Source organism: Streptomyces sp. NPDC025618 (genome assembly GCF_055558795.1).
The window spans coordinates 104,129-121,037 of sequence record NZ_JBVHLW010000001.1; the positions used below are offsets into that span (position 1 = coordinate 104,129).

Here is a 16,909-nt window from a genome sequence, read left to right on the forward strand (position 1 = left end):
CTTTTTCGTGGGGTGTTACGGCGTGGGGTGTTACGGCGTGGGGTGTTACGGCGTGGGGTGTTACGGCGGGCGGTGTTACGGGCGGGTGGTGCGGATGGTCAGGGCGCGGCGGAGGTCGTCGGCCTGGTCGGTGAGCTTGCGGCGCAGTGCGGGGGTGGGGGCGGTGCCGGCCAGGCATTCCTCGCCGAGGCGGAGGGTGTCGGTGTCGACGAAAGGGAGCGGGAAGCCGTGCCGGCCGGCGGCGTCGGCGAGTGCGGGGCCGCGGCGGGTGGCGAGTGCGGTGGCGGCGGGGAACCAGCGGTCGCGGTAGGGGCGCAGGAGGTCGAGCTGTTCGGGCTGCCAGAAGCCCTGGGCGGTGGCGATGAAGAGGTAGTTGGAGAGGTCGTCGCGGGTGTACATGGCGTCCCAGGCGGCTTGTTTGGCCGTGGGGTCGGGGAGGGCGGCGTGGCAGCGGGCGGCGCCTTCCTGGCCGGTGGCGCTGGGGTCGCGGGCGAGTTCGGCGTCGATGGCGGCGGGGGTGGTGGCGCCGAGGGCGGCGAGGCGGGCGAGGGCGCGCCAGCGGAGTTCGGGGTCGAGGGCGGGGCCGCCGGGTGCGGTGCCGGTGGTGAGCCAGTCGTGGAGGGTGCCGGGGGTGGTGGTGCTGTCGATGAGGGTGCGTACGGCGGTGAGGCGCAGGCCCTGGGTGTCGGGGCCGGGGGTGCGGTCGAGGAGGCCGTGGCAGAGGCCGGTGAGGGTGGCGAGGGCTTCGGGGCGGGCGGTGGGGTGGAGGTAGCGGTCGGTGATCTGCCGGCGGGCGAAGGCGAGGACGCCGCGGGTGATGGCGGTGTCGGTCTCGTGGGGCAGGTGGGCGCGGGCGGCTTCGAGGTAGGCGGCGGGGGTGAGTTCGGCGTCGCGGACCATGTCGCGGGCGGCGTTCCAGACGACGGCGCGGGCGAGCGGGTCGGGGAGGCCGGCGAGGGAGCGTACGGCGGTGTCCCAGGAGGCGGGGTCGAGGCGGATCTTGGCGTAGGTGAGGTCGCCGTCGTTGGGCAGGAGGAGGGCGGGGCGGGGGCCGGGGAGGGTGGCGGGGGTGGGCTGGGGTACGTCGGTCTCGTAGCGGCCGCGGAGGGTGAGGCGGGTGGGGTGTGCGGGGTCGTGGTCGTAGGCGCCGAAGGCGATGCGGTGCGGGCGGGTGCCGTGCTGGTGGACGGTGAGGTGCCAGTGGCCGTCGGTTTCGGTGATCGTGGGGGTGAGGGTGTCGACGCCGGTGGTGCGGAGCCAGGTGTCGGCCCATGCCTGGACGTCGCGCCAGGAGGCGCGGGTGAGGGAGTCGATGAAGTCGGCGAGGGTGGCGTTGCCGAAGCGGTGGCGGGCGAAGTGGTCGTTGATGCCGGCGAGGAAGTCCTTCTCGCCGAGCCAGGCGACGAGCTGGCGGAGGGCGGAGGCGCCCTTGGCGTAGGAGATGCCGTCGAAGTTGAGGAGGGCGGAGGCGGTGTCGTGGACGGCGTCGGCGTCGGGGGCGACGGGGTGGGTGGAGGGGCGCTGGTCGGCGTCGTAGCCCCAGCTCTTGCGGCCGCAGGCGAATTCGGTCCAGGCGCCGTCGAAGCGGGTGGCCCGGGCGAGTACTTCGTAGCCCAGGTATTCGGCGAAGGACTCGTTGAGCCAGATGTCGTCCCACCACCGGAGGGTGACGAGGTCGCCGAACCACATGTGGGCCATCTCGTGGGCGATGGTCACGCCGCGGGTCTGGCGTTCGGTGTCGGTGACGGCGGAGCGGAAGACGTATTCGTCGCGGAAGGTGACGAGGCCGGGGTTCTCCATGGCGCCGGCGTTGAATTCGGGGACGAACGCCTGGTCGTAGGAGTCGAAGGGGTAGGGCTCGTCGAAGATCTCGTGGAAGCGGTCGAAGCAGCGGCGGGTGATGTCGAGGATCTCCTCGGCGTCGGCGTCGAGGTGGGGTGCCAGGGAGCGGCGGCAGTGCAGGGCGAAGGGGAGTCCGGCGTGTTCGGTGCGCACGGAGTGCCAGGGGCCTGCGGCGAAGGCGACGAAGTAGGTGCTCAGGGGCTGGGTGGTGGCGAGTGTCCAGCGGCCTTCGGCGGGGTCGCCGGTGCGGGTGGCGACGGCGTTGCCGAGGACGGTCCAGGCGGGTGGCGCGGTGACGGTGGCGTCGAAGACGGCCTTGAGGTCGGGCTGGTCGAAGGCGGCGAAGACGCGCTGGACGTCGTCGAGGAAGGTCTGGGTGTAGAGGTAGGTCTCGCCGTCGGCGGGGTCGGTGAAGCGGTGCATGCCCTCGCCGGTGCGGGAGTAGCGCATGTCGGCTTCGACGCGCAGCTCGTGGGGGCCGGGGGCGAGGCCGGTGAGCGGGAGCCGGTTGTCGTCGAGCGCGGCGGGGTCGAGGGGGTGTCCGTCGAGGGTGGCGTGGTGCAGGGTGGCGGGCCTGACCTCGACGAAGGTGTCTCCTGCGGTGCGGGTGGAGAAGTGGATGACGGTGGTGGAGCGGAAGAGGTCGTCGCCGCGGGTGAGGTCGAGGTCGATCTCGTAGCGGTGGACGTCGAGGAGGCGGGCTCGGTTCTGCGCTTCTTCACGTGTCAGTGCGGGCATGGGGCCATGATCTCGTTCTTGGCCTCTTCCGGGGCTGCGCCCCGGACCCCGTGACGCGGCTTCGCCGCGTTGTCCTCGGGCGCCGGACGGGCTGCTTCGGGGGTGTTCTTCCGGGGCTCCGCCCCCGGGGTCCCCTCGGGGCTGCGCCCCGGACCCCGCAACACGGCTTCGCCGCGATGTCCTCGGGCGCCGGACGGGCTGATTCGGGTTGCTGTGGGGGTGTTCTTCCGGGGGCTTGGCCCCCGGGCCTCCTCGGGGCTGCGCCCCGGACCCCGCAACACGGCTTCGCCGCGTTGTCCTCAAACGCCGGACGGGCTGGTTTTCACGGCCGTGGCCTTGATTCTGCGGCCAGGAGCGCGATTTCGGTCCGTGCCCGGCGATCGAGGACGCTCCCGCCCCGGGCGGCGCCCGGCCCGCGGCCGAAGGCCAGGCACGCCCCGCCAGGGGCCGCGGGGAACTGCGCGACCAGCCCGGACCAGCGGACGAACGCGGGTGGCAGCCTCCGGGCACAGCCCTGAACGCGACCTCCATGCGGCCTACCGACCGGGGACAGCCCCACCAGGGGCGCGGGGAACTGCGCGCCGAGCCCCCACCGGACCGGCGGACGAACACGAGCGGCGGCCCCGGGCGCAGCCCGGGGACCGCCTTGCGCGTGAGCGACCGGCCCCATTCCCGCGGGGACGAGCCCAGTCAGAAGCCCGTGGAACTACGCGCCCCGCACAAGACTCGCGGGGCCCGGGGCGGCGAGCCCCTGGGGGCCCGGGGCCCGGTGGGGGCGGCGAACCCTGGGGCCCGGGGGCGCGGCCCCCGGCCGCGGCCCGGTCAGGAGCGGGCGATCGTCTCGTGGTGGCGGATGACCTCCGCGATGATGAAGTTCAGGAACTTCTCCGCGAACGCGGGATCCAGCTTCGCGTTCTCCGCGAGCTCGCGCAGGCGTGCGATCTGGCGGGCCTCGCGGGCGGGGTCGGCGGGGGGCAGTTTGTGGGCGGCCTTGAGGTGGCCGACCTGCTGGGTGCATTTGAACCGCTCGGCGAGCATGTGGATCACCGCGGCGTCGATGTTGTCGATGCTGTCGCGCAGTCGGCTCAGCTCGGCGCTGGCGGACTCGGGGGCACTGTCGGTCATGGTCACCGAGCCTATGTGGAAGTGCGGGGTCCGATGACCGGTGGGTGTTCCGGATCGGGGACGCGGTCGCTCCAGCCGCCGGGCACGGTGCGGCCCTGGCGGCGGCGGAAGCGTACGGGTGCGGTGCCGACGCGGCGGGTGAAGAGGCGGCTGAAGTAGGCGGGGTCGTCGTAGCCGACGCGGCGGGCGACGGCCGCTATGGGCAGCTCGGTGGCGGCGAGAAGTTCCTTCGCGCGGCCGAGGCGGATGTGCAGGAGGTAGTCCTTCGGGCTGCATCCGGCGCCGCGGCGGACGGCGGTGCGCAGTTCGGTGGGGGTCATGCCGTGGCGTGCGGCGTGCTGGGCGACGGAGAGCGGGAGGAAGGCGTCGCGGGCGAGGGCCGCGAGGACGGGGTCGGTGCCGGGCGGGGTGTCGGCGCGGGCGCGGCGCAGGGCGATGAGGAGTTCGTGGACGGCGGCGGAGGTCTCGACCTCCAGGTGGGGGTTGCCGCGGCGGGCGGCGCGGACGATGCGGCTGACGGCAGCGCGGGCGCCGGCGGTGTCGGTGAGGGGGACGAGGGGGCGGTGGGGTTCGATGTAGCCGAGTTCGGTGTAGGCGGCGACGGCGGGGCCGGTGAAGTCGACGAAGCTCTCGTCCCAGCCGGTGCCGGGGTCGGCGCCGTAGTGGTGGGGGGTGCCGGGGGTGAGCCAGATGAGGGCGGGGGCGGTGACGGTGCGGGTGCGGCCGTCGGGGGTGCGGAGCCAGCCGGTGCCGGCGGTGATGATGACGGCGACGTGGTGGTCGAGGGTGCGGGGGCCGACGGTGGGGAGTTCGCCGTGCTGGAGGCCGACGCCGAGGCAGGCGAGTCCGAGCCGGTGGTGGACCGGGCCTGGGGTGAAGTACCTCATCCATGTGTGATACATGCGGCTGGGCCTCCGGGTCGGGGTTCTCCGGGGCCGATCTTCGTGGATGCGGGCCCTTCCTGCCAGGGGGCGGGTGGGCTTGTGGTGGGGCCGCCCCGGTTCCCGCTGGTCACCGGCCGGTGGCGGTGACCAGCGGGGCGGGCCCGTGGGGGGGGATCAGGTGCCGAGGTCGTGGACGGTGAAGGCGTCCAGGACGAATTCCGCCGTGCCGTCGTCGCCGGTCTTGCGCAGGCCGGTCCATGCCTCGCCGTCGTGCGGTGCGGTGAACTCGTAGGCGTGGGTGGTGGGTTCGGTGGCGGCGGGCAGCGGGGTGCGGTGGATCTCGCGGGGTGCGGGTTCGTCGACGGCGGTGATCCACGCGTACTGTCCGGCCGTCTCGTTCTCGTAGCGGAAGGTGACGCGGTAGCGGTGTCCGGGGGTGAAGCGGACGGTGTGGGGGACGGTGCGGTAGACGACTCCTTCGTTCTCGCCCCGGGATTTGAGGGACTGGGTGCCGTCGATGACGTCGTCGACGGCTTTGCCGTTCCAGCCGCGCCGGGTGTAGGGGGCGTGCCGCTGGGCGATGTGGGTGCGGGGGTCGGTGGCGCCGCCCGCGTCGCCCTTGACGAAGGGTCCCCAGCCCTGGGGGACGTGCTCGAAGTCCTCGTGGACCAGGGTGCCTTCGGGTGGGGCCGGGGGGTGTGCGGTGCGGACGACGCGTACGGCGTCGAAGCGTACGCGGGCGTCTCCCGCGGCGGCGGTGAGGGCGAGGGTGACGGGTCCGCCCGCGGGGGGCACGGTGAAGGGGGTGAACATGCGCTGGAAGCGGGTGCCGTGTTTGCGGTCGGCGGCGACGTGGTTGACGGCGGTGGAGGTGTCGGTCCAGTTGGCGGCGGTGATTCCGTCGGCCGTGCGGACCTCCAGGCCGGCCCGGCGCCGCTCCCCCGCGGTGTCGCCGATCTCGACCTGGACGGACGCGGTCCAGGTGCCTGGTGCGAGGCGGGTGAGGCGTTGGGTGACGGCGGCCGCCACCCCGGCACCGATGACCAGTTCGTGGTCGCCTGCGGTGCCGGGGGCGACGGTGGCGGGTCCGGTGACCTGCCAGGCGTCGAGGGTGCCGGAGTGGAAGCCGGGGTCGCGCAGGGGTGTGCCCTCGCCCCAGGACGGGTCCGCGGGGAGAGCGGCGGCGCGGTGGGTGCGGGTGAGGACGTAGGGCTGTCCGGCGGTGGCGTGGAGGGTGACCGTGCCGTCGCGCACGGGGAGTTCGCGGGCGTCGGCGCGGCCTTGGTCGGTGAGGCGGTGGAGGACGACGGTGCGCCGCTCGGACCAGCCGCGCGGGAGCGTCCAGGTGGTGGTCCCGCCGCGGGGGTTGTAGTGGTAGAGCTTGGCGGGGTCGGTGGCGGTGCGGGGTTCCCAGGGCAGGAGGTAGGTGCCGCCTTCGTAGACGGTGCGGCCGTCGGTGGTGATGCGGCGGGTGCCGTCCTCGTCGGAGACGGTGGTGCGGGTGGGGCCGGCGAAGGTGACGCGGTGGTCCTCCCAGGTGTGGACGGGGTACGCCTGGAGGTATTTGGCGGGGAGGTTCTCGGTCCACAGCTGCCGGTAGAAGGGTGCCCAGTCGGTCTTGCCCTGCCAGCCTTCGAAGGAGCCGAGTTTCGCGGTGCCCAGGAGGGGCCATTTGTCGGCGAAGACGTCCTTCTGGTGGTGGCGGATGAAGCGGATCAGCCGGGAGTTGACGCCGCGTGAGGTGTCGGGGCCGTAGTCGGTCTCGCCCGCCCAGTGCGACCAGAGGCTGGAGCGTTCCAGGCCGTGGCCCCATTCGGTGGTGATGTGCCAGCCCTGGGCGCGCAGGACGCGCTGAAGGCGGTCGGAGGTCCAGCCGGATTCGCGGTAGACGTCGATGTAGAGGGTGTCGAGGGCGGGGTGGCTCTCGGCGCGCAGTCGCGACAAGCGGCGGGCGATGCCGCCGGAGAGGAGGTCGCGGCGGGCGTCGATGCGGTAGGACTGGTCGAGCCAGTCCCACTGCCGGTCGTGTCTGTCGACGAGCTGCTCGGAGAAGGCGTGGGCGACGGGGTATGCCTCGGTGGTGTTGACGTGCACGGCGAAGTCGCTGTGCCACTCCTTGCCCGCGCGCAGGAGGGTGTTGAGGTCGGCGAGTCCCCCGGCGCGTGCGTTGTAGTTGCCGCCGTAGTCGGGGTGCGCGGAGTCGTGGCCTTCGGACTGGTAGCCCTTGAGGAGGGTGAACTGCCGCAGTCCGTCGGTGGCCAGGGCGATGCGCTTGATGTGGTCGAGGGTGGCCAGGAAGGGGTTGGTGGCCTGGCTGGCGAAGTTGAAGGGGATGTGCGGGACGACGCGCAGGTGCTGGTCGTCGGCGCCGGGCGGGTCGGTCATGATGTCGCGGAAGGCGATGGCGGCGTCCTGCCAGTCCGTCTTCCCGTCGCCGTTGCGGTCGCGGGTGAGGACGACGGTGGCGCGGGGCAGTGGCTCGGTGTCGGGGACGGCGGCTCCGGCGGCGCGGTGGGTCCACTGGCCGCAGGTGAGCTGGGTCTTGGTGTATCCGTCGCGGTGGAGGGTCTGCCACCACAGCCGCCCGTTCTCCCAGGCGCTGTGCGCGTCGGGCCGGTCATAGCTGGTGTTGGTCTCGACGGCGGCGGCGAGCGGGCCGGCGCTGACGACGGCGTAGGCGCAGCCGGCCGGGCGGGGGTCGGCGGGTGTGGTGGGGGTGGGGTGTACGAGGGTGTCGCCGCTGCTGTTCTTGTCGAGCTGGATGCGGGCGGCGAGGAGGGTGGGGTCGCTCTGGGTGCTGCGAACGCTGAGCAGGGCGAGTCCGGGGATCTCCAGGGTGCCGATGCGCAGGGCGGGGGTGTCGGTGATGCGGGTGACGCGCCAGTGGACGAGCCAGGCGTCGGTGTGGATCTCGATGTCGAGGCGGGTGCCGCCGGGGAGGGTGAGGGTGTAGCGGGCGCGGTCGTGGTGGGTGGTGGCGGTGACGTGGGGGGTGTGGGTGACGCCGTCGACGAGGAGGGTGGTGACGGGGTCCTCCTGGGCGTGCAGGGTGGCTCCGGTGGCGCGGTCGGTGTAGGAGACGACGCGGGGGAAGGCGGTGTCGACGCGGACGTCGAGCGCGGTGGAGCGCAGGACGGCTTCCCGGGGTGCGGCGCTCGCGGTCGCGGCGGGGAGGGCGGTGGTGAGGCCGGTGAGTGCGGTGGTGAGGACGACGGCCCGCCGGGTGGGGCCGCTGTCGGGGGGTTCCGGGTCCATGCTGCGCTCTCCCTCCGTACGGCGCGGTGCGTACGGCGCCACCTTGGGGGGTGCGCGGGCGGGTGACCATGGACAAAGGGCGGGCGGATGTTGGACTAACGGCGGTGGCCGGGCATCATCCGGGGATGATCGCGAAACTTCTGAGCACGGTGATCGACTGTCCGGATCCGGCGGCCCTGGCCACGTTCTACGCGGGGATCCTCGGTGGGCGGGTGGACGCGGAGGATCCACAGTGGGTGGAGCTCTACGCGCCGGACGGACGGCGGTTCTCCTTCCAGCGGGTGGCGGACCACCGGCCGCCGCGGTGGCCGGATCCGGAGCATCCGCAGCAGTTCCACCTGGACTTCGTGGTGGACACGGTCGAGGACGTGGAGGTGGCGCAGCGTGCGGTGGAGGCGCTGGGCGCGGTGTTCCTGCACGACAGCGGTGGCCGGACGCGCGGGTTCCGGGTGTTCAGTGATCCCGCGGGGCATCCGTTCTGTCTGTGTTACGGGCAGCCCGTCGTGACGTTCTGACTCAGCCCGGGGGGCGGGGTGCGGGGAAGAGCGCGGTGACCTCCCAGCCGCCTTCGGGTGCGGGGCCCGCGCGCAGGAGGCCGCCCATGGCCTTGGCCCGCTCGCTGAGGCCGACGAGGCCGAACCCGCCTCCCCTGGCCTGTTCGTTGAGGGCGGCGGCGTTGGTGCCGTCGTCGGCGATGCGCAGTTCGACGCCCGCGGGGACGCCGCGTACCCCGATGCGTACGGCGGTGGCGTCGGCGGCGTGTTTGCGGATGTTGGTGAGGGCCTCGCGGACGACGCGGTGGACGCCGGCGGCGACGTCGCCGGGGATCCAGTCCTCCAGGCCCTTCTCGATGTAGAGGACGACGGGCGGGCCGGTGCGGGCGAAGGCTTCGGTGAGGGCGCGCACCTCGGGCAGGCCGGCGACGGGCTCGGTCTGGGCGTCGCCTTCGCGCAGGACGCCGACGAGGCGCCGCATGGCCTGGAGCGACTCGCTGGCCGAGGTCTCGATCCGCTCGAACGCGGCCGCGGCGGCGGGCCCGTCGAGGTGGGTGAAGCGGGCGGCCTGGGCCTGGACGACGATGCCGGTGACGTGGTGGGCGACGAGGTCGTGCAGTTCGCGGGCGAGTTCGAGGCGCTCGGCGGTGCGGACGGCCGCCATGTCGCGTACGCGCTGGCCCGACTGGTTGCGCAGCAGCAGGGAGTAGGCGGCGACGACCACGGTGAGGGTGCCGAAGACGGCGGTGAAGCGGCCGGGGTGGAGGTCGCGCATGGGCGCGGCGACGCAGGCGGCGGCGAGCAGCGGGCCGAGGGTGGCGGCGACGCGCGTGGGGGCCTGCTGGACGACGGCGGTCAGCAGGACGAGCAGGGCGATGTCCTCCCCCATGCCCCAGACGGCGGAGGGGTGGTCGGTGCCCATGAGGACGGCGGAGGTGGTGAGGGAGACCGTGACCGCGACGGTGGCGCGTACGGTCAGCCGGATCCAGGTGTAGGGGACGGCGCACAGGCAGACGGCGACGCCGGAGGCGAGGACCATGGCGTGCGGCTGGCTGGGACGGCGGGCGAGGGCGAAGCCCTCGAAGCCGACCAGGCACAGCAGGACGGCGCCGAGCGCGGCCTTGGCCACGGCGGCCCGGCGGGGGTGCCGGGTGGCCCACCCGGCCAGTCTGTTCACGATCCGCCCGTGGCCAGCCCGCTCTCCCAGGCCCAGGCGGCGATCTCGACGCGGTTGCGGGCGTCGAGCTTGAGCTGCACGTTCGCCAGGTGGGTCTTGACCGTGGACAGGGAGACGAAGAGTTCGGAGGCGATCTCGGCGTTGGTCGCGCCGCGGGCCAGGCAGCGGACGACGTCGGCCTCGCGGTCGGTGAGCGGCTCGGAGGGGGTGCGGGCCGCGGCGGCCGGGCCGGCGGGGGCCATGTCGCGCAGCAGGCGGACGGTGATGGCGGGTGAGATGAGGGAGTCGCCGACGGCGGCGGCGTGCACGGCTTCGACGAGCATGGCGGGGCTCGCGTCCTTCAGGAGGAAGCCGGAGGCGCCGTTGCGGAGCGCGGTGTGCACGTATTCGTCGAGGTCGAAGGTGGTGACGATGACGATGCGGGGGCGGTGGCCGCGCTCGGGGTGGGCGGCGGAGAGCGCCGAGAGGCGGCGGGTGACCTCCAGGCCGTCGAGCTTGGGCATGCGGATGTCGAGGAGGAGGACGTCGGGCCGGTGTTCCTCGACGGCCGCCAGGGCGGCCTCGCCGTCCACGACGTCGGCGACGACGTCGATGTCCGGCTGGCTCTCCAGGATCATCCGGAAGCCGGTGCGGACCATCTCCTGGTCGTCCGCGATGACCACGGTGATCGCCATGCTGTTCCTCGCCCTGTTCCTCGCCGACTGCGTCACGGCCGTGTGCGTGCCGTGCCGGTGGTGTCGTGCTGTTCGAGTCTTTCCATGTCAGCGGGGGCGACGGGGTGCCGCAACCGCTGTGCTCACGCGTCCGTGCCCGTGCGGCCCGAGCGGCGCAGGGCGATCCGCACGCCGTACGCGCCGCCGCCGGCGGCGAGCAGGGCCGCTCCGGCGATGGCGGGGGTGCCGATGTCGTGCCGGCCCTTGATGGCCTCACCGGCCTCGACGACGCGCCTGACGGGGTTGCTGGACGCGGCGCGGACCTTGCCGTGGTGCTCGGCGGCGGCCGTCGGCGTGGCGGTGCGGGTGTGCGGGTTGCCGTGCTGGGTGCGGCCGTCGTGGCCGGGCCGGGCGGCGTGGCCCGGCGCGGCCTTGGTGCCGCGCTGGTGGTCCTTCGTCTGGTCCGTCACCTGGTCCTTCACCAGGGAGCCGGAAGTGAAGTCGTAGTAGCTGGGCTCCTCGGTGCCGTCCACGGCGGCGCGCAGGGTGGGGCGGGCGGTGTCGCCGCCGATGATCCGCAGGTGCAGCCGGTCGATGTCGGCGGCCGGGCGGGTGGCGTCGATGGTGCGCTGCTGCTTGCCGTGGGTGGTGACCGTGGCCTTGGTGCCGCCCTCGCCGGAGGTGAGGCGGGCGTGGCTGCCGTCCGGGAGCTGGATCTGGCGGACGGTGGTGGGGTGGCCGGAGTGCCCGTCCTTGTCCGCGGCAGCCGCTGCGAAGGCGCCGGCCGTCGGCCAGACCACCGCGGCGACGGCGGCGGTGAGGACGGTGGCGGCGGCGATGCGGTGCTTGGCGGACACGGAGGTCCCTTTCGTACGGACGGGTCGGCGCGCGGCCGGCGGGCGGCCACTGCTCTCACGTTACGGACCTTTATGGGCTCCACACGTCGACTGTCCGACCATTCCTGTATCGGCCGAAAGGATGACGGTGGCCCGTTCACGTCATACCGGGGTCGCGTGAACGGGCCGCGGAAAGCCGTACCGGGCAGCGTGCCGGACTGCGCCGTCCGGGGGCGCGCAACCCACCGGACGGCGCAGCGGAGAGATCCATTCGGCGGATCCGCCGGGGGGCGGGGCAGGGGGGCGGGACCCGCCGGCCACCACGGCGGGACCGCCGGACTCCCGCCGCGAGTCCCGGAGAACGCGGGCCGGACCCGCCCGGCGTGTGAGCCCGCCCGCGACGGCCAGGACCTGCGGCGCGACCGCCGAACCCCGTCGCGGGTCCGGGAGGGAGCCCGTCCGGCGCCTGAGGACGGAACCCGGGACCCGGCACCGGAAGCCGGGCGGCGTTCGGGGCCGGGCCGGCTCCCGAGCCCGCCCGCCGCGGGCGCGGCCCACGCGGCGGGGCCGCCGGGGCCCCTCCGGATTCCCGGGCCGGGCCCGTCCGGCGCCCGCGGATACGGGCCCCGGCTCCGATCCGGGGCACCCCGGCCCGGGAGTCAGGCGGCGTCAGCCGCCCAGGCTCGCCGCCGCGCTCTTGATGTTCGCGGCGAACGTGCTCACCTCGCTGTAGACGCCGGGGTAGCCGGGGCGTGCGCAGCCCTGGCCCCAGCTGACGATGCCGACCTGTATCCAGGCGCCGGTGTCGTCCGTGCGGAACATCGGGCCGCCGGAGTCGCCCTGGCAGGTGTCCACGCCGCCCTGCTGGACGTAGCCGGCGCAGATCTCGTCGCCGGGGGTGAGGGCGTCGCCGTACGCCTTCTGGCAGGTGGCGTCGTCGACGAAGGGGACGGTGGCCTTGAGGAGGTAGCGCTCCTGGGGACCGCCTTCGGTGGCCGCGCCCCAGCCGACGATGGTGAAGGTGCCGTTGTTGTAGGCGGTGGTGTCGGCGATCTTCAGGGTCGGCAGGTCGATGGGCCGGGCGAGCTTGATGAGCGCCCAGTCCTTGCCGGTGCCGTTGTAGCCGGGGGCCTGCAGCACCTGGGTGGAGTTGACGGTGACGGCCTGGGAGGACTGGAGGTCGACGGCCCCGGCGGTCGCGGTGATCGAGGTGTTGGGGCCGCTGCCGTCGACGCAGTGGGCGGCGGTGAGCACGATCTGCCGGGTGTAGAGGGCGCCGCCGCAGCCCATGGACAGGCGGACCGTCCAGGGGAATTCGCCTTGCCGGGCGGGGGTGCCGCCGACGACGTGGGGGCCGGGGCGGGGGGTGGGGTCCTGGGCGTGGGCGGCGGTGAAGGGCTGGAGGGTGAGGGCGGCGGCGGTGACCGCGACGACGGCCGCGGTTCTCTTCAGTGCCTTGAGGAAGGTGCGCAACGGACTTCCCTTCGTGGGAGGTTGCACCGATTGATGACAGGCTCATGTCAATCCGATATACGAACATGAGTCCTTGCGGTGCGGTGCGATTATGAGGAGCGGGCGAACAGGCGACAAGCCTTCCGTTTCGGCCAGGCGTACGGCGCCCGACTCCCCCGCTCCGCCCCGGACCCGGCCCGCACGGCGTACGCACCCGCACCCGGCAGACCCCCACGTAGAGTGGAAAGCGCATGACGGACCCAGGGGGTGGTCGCATGGGCTCGGAGCTGGAGATCGCGCACGGGTTTCCGCACCTGGACACCGTGCGCTCCGCCATCACCGCGCTGTACAAGCGGCTCTCCTACGACACCGTGCACTCCTTCGCGGCGAGCGTGCTCCCCGTGGACGTCGCCTTCCTCGACGACGAGGACCCCTATCTGGGCGTCCAGCGGGTCGCCGGGGCGATGGTCCGCCACCTCCGGCTGCCCGACGCGCGGATGATCGTGAGCTTCCGCGAGATGCGGCACGCCGGGAGCGTCGAACTCGCCGCCGGGCCGGAGTACTTCATCGAGCTCAACTCCCGCTTCAAGAAGCACCGCAAGGACATCGGCGCGGCCCTCGCGCACGAGGTCATGCACGTCTATCTGCACCGGCTCGACCTCGGCTTCCCCGGCACCCGGGACAACGAGATCCTCACGGACACCGCGGCGGCGTACCTCGGTTCGGGCTGGCTGCTGCTCGACGCGTACCGCGAGTCGTCCGTCTCCACACAGAAGCTCGGCTATCTCACGCCCGAGGAGTTCGGCTATGTCCTGGCCAAGCGGGCGCTGGCCTTCGGGGAGGACCCCGCGCCGTGGTTCACCAGCCCGCAGGCGTACGACGCGTATGTGAAGGGCATGGCGCGGGCCCGGCGCGACGGACAGCGCCCCCCGCTGTCCGCGGCGGGCCGGCTCGGCCGCCATCGCTACGCGCGCGACCGGCGCTCCGCGCACAGCTCCCCCGCCGCGGGCTACGCCTTCGAGGGCCACGACCCGCTGCGGGTCAGCTTCCCCTGCCCCACGTGCCATCAGCGGCTGCGAGTGCCGGTGCAGGGCCGGCTGTGGGCCCGGTGCGGGCTGTGCGGCTCGGTGCTGGACTGCGATACGTGACGCCCGCCGGCGAGCGGCGGCCTCCCGGGCACCCGGAACGCCGGCCCGCCGTGTCCCGGACCCAGGTGTGCGGCGATCCGCCGCTCACAGCGCTCAGTGCCGGCCCCACCACTGCCGCAGCACCCGCTCCGCCGGTTTGCCGTGCGGGGTGTACGCGAGGCGTTTCGCCGTCTCCCCGCTGCCCGGCCAGTCGTCCCACATCCACCAGCACACGCCCGCCCACCACGGCTTGCCCTCGAACGCCGCGAGCAACGCCTCGTACGCCGCGGCCTGTTCGTCGTCACCGGAGGTCTTGGAGACCGTCCAGGAGTACGGCTGGGTGGTCGTGCCGCGCTGGCTGACGTAGCCCGCCTCGGTGAAGAGGATCTGCCGGTGCCACCGGGCGGAGAACGCCGCCAGTTCGTCACCGATCGGCTGCCACGCCTTGCGCAGCCCGGCCGCGTCCGTGGTGGCCTTTTGCGCCAGCGGCCAGTAGGCGTCGACGCCGATGACGTCGAGGTCGCCCCAGAAGGCCACCTTCTCGTACTCGTCGTAGTTGGCGGCGTAGGTCAGCGGCCCCCTGTAGACCTTGCGCACCGCCGCGACGACGCGGCTCCAGCGCGCGCCGTCCTGCGAAGTGCCGGCCAGCTCCGTGCCGACCGCGAGCTGTTCGGACCGGGTGTCCGCCGCGAGCTTCGCGTAGTGGGTGATGAAGTCCCCGTACGCGGCGAACCAGGCGTCCGGGTCCTTCGGACGGATCTCGGCGCGGTCGGTGTCGTTGGGGAGGTCGACGTGCGGCTTGATCATGACCTTGAGGCCGCTCGCGTGGGCGAGGCCGATGATGTGGCGGAGGCTGCCGTCGCTCGCGGTCTCCTCGGTGGTGTGCATGCCGGGGCCGCTGACACCGTCCTGGTACCAGGTGGGGGTGAAGGTCACCCAGCGGGCCCCGGTGTCGGCGATCTGCCGGAGGAACTGCCCCGCCTCGGGGCGTTCGTAGTCGTCGGCGTTCCACGAGGGGAGCGTGATGCCCCGCATTCCGCTCACCTTCCTGTCGTCGGGTGGGGAGCCGGTCGCACCGCTGGGCCCCCCGCCGTGCGGGGAGCCCGTGGAGGAACAGCCCGCGAGGAAGAGGGCGGCCGTGACCGCCAGCGCGGCGGCCGCCCTCTTCATCGCGTTCACTGGCCGAGTTCCGTGGGACCGACGAAGGTGTAGCCGAGGGCGCGGATACCGTCGACCGTCTGCTTCAGCGGGTCCAGCGCGTAGTAGGGGTGGTAGAAGAAGCTCGCCACGCCGTCGCGCACCGCGAGGTTGGCCTTGGCGGAGGCGATGAGGTCGGCGGGGAGCCTGGCCGGGTGGTTGTTGTACGGCAGGGGCTCGTAGTTGCCGATGTTCTCGGGGAGCACGGTCGTACCGTAGACGTCCTTCACCCAGTACGGGAAGAACTGGCCGATGTAGCGGCTGGAATCCACCGTTCCGCCACCCAGCGTTCCCGCGAAGTACAGCGAACGCTCTAGCCGGGCCGAGTAGTTCTTCCCGAGCACCCGGTAGTCCGTGGCCGAGGCGGCGTAGTGCGGGGTGGTCCACAGCGTCGGCCTGGGCAGCCCGGCGGCGGCGTAGCCGGCGAGGGCCGCGGTGACGCGGCTCTGCGCCCAGACGGTGGAGTCCTCGGGCGGCGGTCCGTCGTAGACGACGTTGTTGGACGTGTCGACGTGCGCCTTGAAGAACTCGAAGTCGTCGCCGGTGACGCCGGTGTAGGGGTTGTTGACGTTGCTGTACTGGTGCGTGTCACCGTGGTCCATCAGCACGGCGCCGTGCTGGAGCATGTATTTGAGCGCCGAGACGACGGCCGGGGCCTGGGCGAGGGTGACCGTCTCCGGTTTCCCGTTGTTGTAGACGCCGTTGGGGTCGGTGTAGGTCGGGATGACGTTGATCCCGTAGGTGATGCCCTGCGAGGAGAGGTAGTCCGCCATCGCCCGCAGCTGCGTCGGGTCCGACTTGGCGCTGATGTCCTCCAGGCGCACGAACGCCCGGTGCCGCGCGGCGGTCGCCGGGGCGAGCGAGTCGAAGAGGAGGTCCTCCATGACGATGACGCGGTCGCTCTCGGAGACGTAGGTGAAGGGGATCTCACCCACGTAGGTGAGGTTGCCGGAGCGGATCGCCCAGGGGCTGGTGGTGCCGGAGTTGGCATCCGTGGCCTCGGCGAGCTGGTTGACCTGCGGATAGCCCGGGCCGCTGAGGAGGGCGGGGTGGAGGACGCCGCCGTCCTGGCCGGCCGGGATGGAGCGGGTGAGCGTCTGCCCCTTGTAGGAGACCTGGTTGATGTCGCCGACGGTGCCGTTGGGCGCGAAGTAGGAGTTGGTCGGGTCCCAGCCGTAGTGCTGCTCGAACTGCGTGACGCCGACCGAGTTCGCCATGTTCCAGATGTTGTCGCCGATCCAGGTGACGGGGTGCGCGGTGGTCAGCGCGTCCTGGTAGAAGGCGGCGGGCACGGCGTCGGGGAGGGTGCCGCCGTAGTAGGTCGAGCCGATGTAGAAGGTGGCGGTGTACTGCTCGGTCATGCCCGCGGTGTAGGAGGAGACGGGCTTGGCGTTCACGGTCCCGAAGTGGCCGGCGAGGTTGGACAGGGCCATGGCATAGAGCTCGCCCAGCGCTCCGTACGGGCCGGTGTTGTCGTAGAGGACGAGCGCGGAGGTGGCGGTGGTCGCGGCGGCCTGCTTGAAGGCCGCGGTGGTGACGGCGGGCGCCGCGGGCGAGGTGAGGACGGCGGGCCGCGCCTGGCCTGCCGTCGCCTCGGTGGCCCGCGTGGAAGCGGTCTTCACCGGGGCGGAGGGCGCGGACTTCACGGGCGCCGGAACGGCCGGGCGGACGACGAGGGTGCGGGCCTTGCGCTGCTTCTCCAGTGCCAGCCGGGATCTGGTCCAGGCGGCCAGGTCCTTGGCGCTCTGCGCGGAGAGCGAGACCGGGTGGGTGCCGTCCCTTCCGGGCGCCTTGGGTATCGGGCTCTTCGTCGCCTCGGCCGTGGCGGAGAGCCCCAGGCCGCCCAGCAGAGCGGCGACCACCATGATGACGGAGGAGGTCCGGGTAATTCCGGACCTCCTTCTCGATTTTTGCATTGTGTTTCCCCCTGGGTGTTACTTTCTTTGCCGTCGCCCCATGCGGACCACCAGGCCCGACGGTTGGCCAATCCTTCTGGCCCATAAGAGGCGGTGTCAATAGACAAGTTCGGTCTCCGGGCGGCAATTACGTTCACAGGAATTAGTCCGGACTATTCGCCCCACCCGTCACACAACGCTCTGACCAGCCCTACCAAACGGCCGTTCCATCGA

General features: G+C 72.8%; 12 protein-coding genes. 2 read left to right on the plus strand and 10 right to left on the minus strand.

Features of this window, described 5'->3' with window-relative positions; translation table 11 throughout:
• Positions 1-75: 75 nt before the first annotated feature.
• From pepN to ACZ4A5_RS00475, 4 genes are all read right to left on the minus strand, one after another.
• Positions 76-2,580, minus strand: coding sequence for an aminopeptidase N (gene pepN, locus ACZ4A5_RS00460; protein WP_467576487.1), 2,505 nt, complete (start codon positions 2,578-2,580; stop codon positions 76-78).
• An 822-nt stretch (positions 2,581-3,402) separates the two neighbouring features.
• On the minus strand, positions 3,403-3,705 hold the full coding sequence (locus tag ACZ4A5_RS00465; RefSeq protein ID WP_467576489.1) for a chorismate mutase: 303 nt from the start codon (positions 3,703-3,705) through the stop codon (positions 3,403-3,405).
• Between the two features lie 11 nt (positions 3,706-3,716).
• A complete protein-coding gene (locus ACZ4A5_RS00470; protein ID WP_467576492.1) occupies positions 3,717-4,607 on the minus strand; it encodes a helix-turn-helix domain-containing protein in 891 nt (296 codons plus the stop codon).
• A gap of 156 nt (positions 4,608-4,763) precedes the next feature.
• Positions 4,764-7,844: an endo-alpha-N-acetylgalactosaminidase family protein gene (locus tag ACZ4A5_RS00475; protein ID WP_467576495.1), complete on the minus strand. Its 3,081-nt coding sequence runs from the start codon at positions 7,842-7,844 to the stop codon at positions 4,764-4,766.
• A 125-nt stretch (positions 7,845-7,969) separates the two neighbouring features.
• Here ACZ4A5_RS00475 and ACZ4A5_RS00480 point away from each other — a divergent pair, with 125 nt between their 5' ends.
• Positions 7,970-8,359 carry a VOC family protein gene (locus tag ACZ4A5_RS00480; RefSeq protein ID WP_467576498.1) on the plus strand — a complete coding sequence of 130 codons (390 nt, stop codon included), beginning with the start codon at positions 7,970-7,972 and terminating at the stop codon, positions 8,357-8,359.
• Between the two features lies 1 nt (position 8,360).
• On the opposite strand, the gene ACZ4A5_RS00485 is transcribed toward ACZ4A5_RS00480, so the two are convergent.
• From ACZ4A5_RS00485 to ACZ4A5_RS00500, 4 genes are all read right to left on the minus strand, one after another.
• Complete coding sequence (locus tag ACZ4A5_RS00485) at positions 8,361-9,506, minus strand: sensor histidine kinase (protein ID WP_467577228.1); 1,146 nt, start codon at positions 9,504-9,506, stop codon at positions 8,361-8,363.
• A gap of 5 nt (positions 9,507-9,511) precedes the next feature.
• Positions 9,512-10,189: a response regulator gene (locus ACZ4A5_RS00490; protein WP_467576500.1), complete on the minus strand. Its 678-nt coding sequence runs from the start codon at positions 10,187-10,189 to the stop codon at positions 9,512-9,514.
• A 122-nt stretch (positions 10,190-10,311) separates the two neighbouring features.
• Positions 10,312-11,025, minus strand: a complete 714-nt coding sequence (locus tag ACZ4A5_RS00495; RefSeq protein ID WP_467576503.1) for a hypothetical protein — start codon at positions 11,023-11,025, stop codon at positions 10,312-10,314.
• A gap of 648 nt (positions 11,026-11,673) precedes the next feature.
• The gene (locus ACZ4A5_RS00500; protein ID WP_467576506.1) at positions 11,674-12,477 is read right to left on the minus strand and encodes a S1 family peptidase; all 804 of its coding nucleotides are present in this window, start codon (positions 12,475-12,477) and stop codon (positions 11,674-11,676) included.
• 230 nt (positions 12,478-12,707) lie between these two features.
• Here ACZ4A5_RS00500 and ACZ4A5_RS00505 point away from each other — a divergent pair, with 230 nt between their 5' ends.
• Positions 12,708-13,604: a hypothetical protein gene (locus ACZ4A5_RS00505; protein WP_467576509.1), complete on the plus strand. Its 897-nt coding sequence runs from the start codon at positions 12,708-12,710 to the stop codon at positions 13,602-13,604.
• A 93-nt stretch (positions 13,605-13,697) separates the two neighbouring features.
• Here ACZ4A5_RS00505 and ACZ4A5_RS00510 read toward each other — a convergent pair whose 3' ends face one another.
• Positions 13,698-14,753: a glycoside hydrolase family 113 gene (locus ACZ4A5_RS00510; RefSeq protein WP_467577231.1), complete on the minus strand. Its 1,056-nt coding sequence runs from the start codon at positions 14,751-14,753 to the stop codon at positions 13,698-13,700.
• A 5-nt stretch (positions 14,754-14,758) separates the two neighbouring features.
• Positions 14,759-16,645: a DUF2334 domain-containing protein gene (locus ACZ4A5_RS00515; RefSeq protein ID WP_467576510.1), complete on the minus strand. Its 1,887-nt coding sequence runs from the start codon at positions 16,643-16,645 to the stop codon at positions 14,759-14,761.
• Positions 16,646-16,909 lie beyond the last annotated feature (264 nt).

Excerpts from the sequence above, each read along its gene's own strand:
- ACZ4A5_RS00490 (WP_467576500.1), bottom strand. The coding sequence starts at position 10,189 with ATGGCGATCACCGTGGTCATCGCGGACGACCAGGAGATGGTCCGCACC.
- ACZ4A5_RS00470 (WP_467576492.1), bottom strand. The coding sequence starts at position 4,607 with ATGTATCACACATGGATGAGGTACTTCACCCCAGGCCCGGTCCACCAC.
- ACZ4A5_RS00475 (WP_467576495.1), bottom strand. The coding sequence starts at position 7,844 with ATGGACCCGGAACCCCCCGACAGCGGCCCCACCCGGCGGGCCGTCGTC.
- ACZ4A5_RS00480 (WP_467576498.1), top strand. The coding sequence starts at position 7,970 with ATGATCGCGAAACTTCTGAGCACGGTGATCGACTGTCCGGATCCGGCG.
- pepN (WP_467576487.1), bottom strand. The coding sequence starts at position 2,580 with ATGCCCGCACTGACACGTGAAGAAGCGCAGAACCGAGCCCGCCTCCTC.
- ACZ4A5_RS00505 (WP_467576509.1), top strand. The coding sequence starts at position 12,708 with ATGACGGACCCAGGGGGTGGTCGCATGGGCTCGGAGCTGGAGATCGCG.
- ACZ4A5_RS00465 (WP_467576489.1), bottom strand. The coding sequence starts at position 3,705 with ATGACCGACAGTGCCCCCGAGTCCGCCAGCGCCGAGCTGAGCCGACTG.
- ACZ4A5_RS00510 (WP_467577231.1), bottom strand. The coding sequence starts at position 14,753 with ATGAAGAGGGCGGCCGCCGCGCTGGCGGTCACGGCCGCCCTCTTCCTC.
- ACZ4A5_RS00515 (WP_467576510.1), bottom strand. The coding sequence starts at position 16,645 with ATGGTGGTCGCCGCTCTGCTGGGCGGCCTGGGGCTCTCCGCCACGGCC.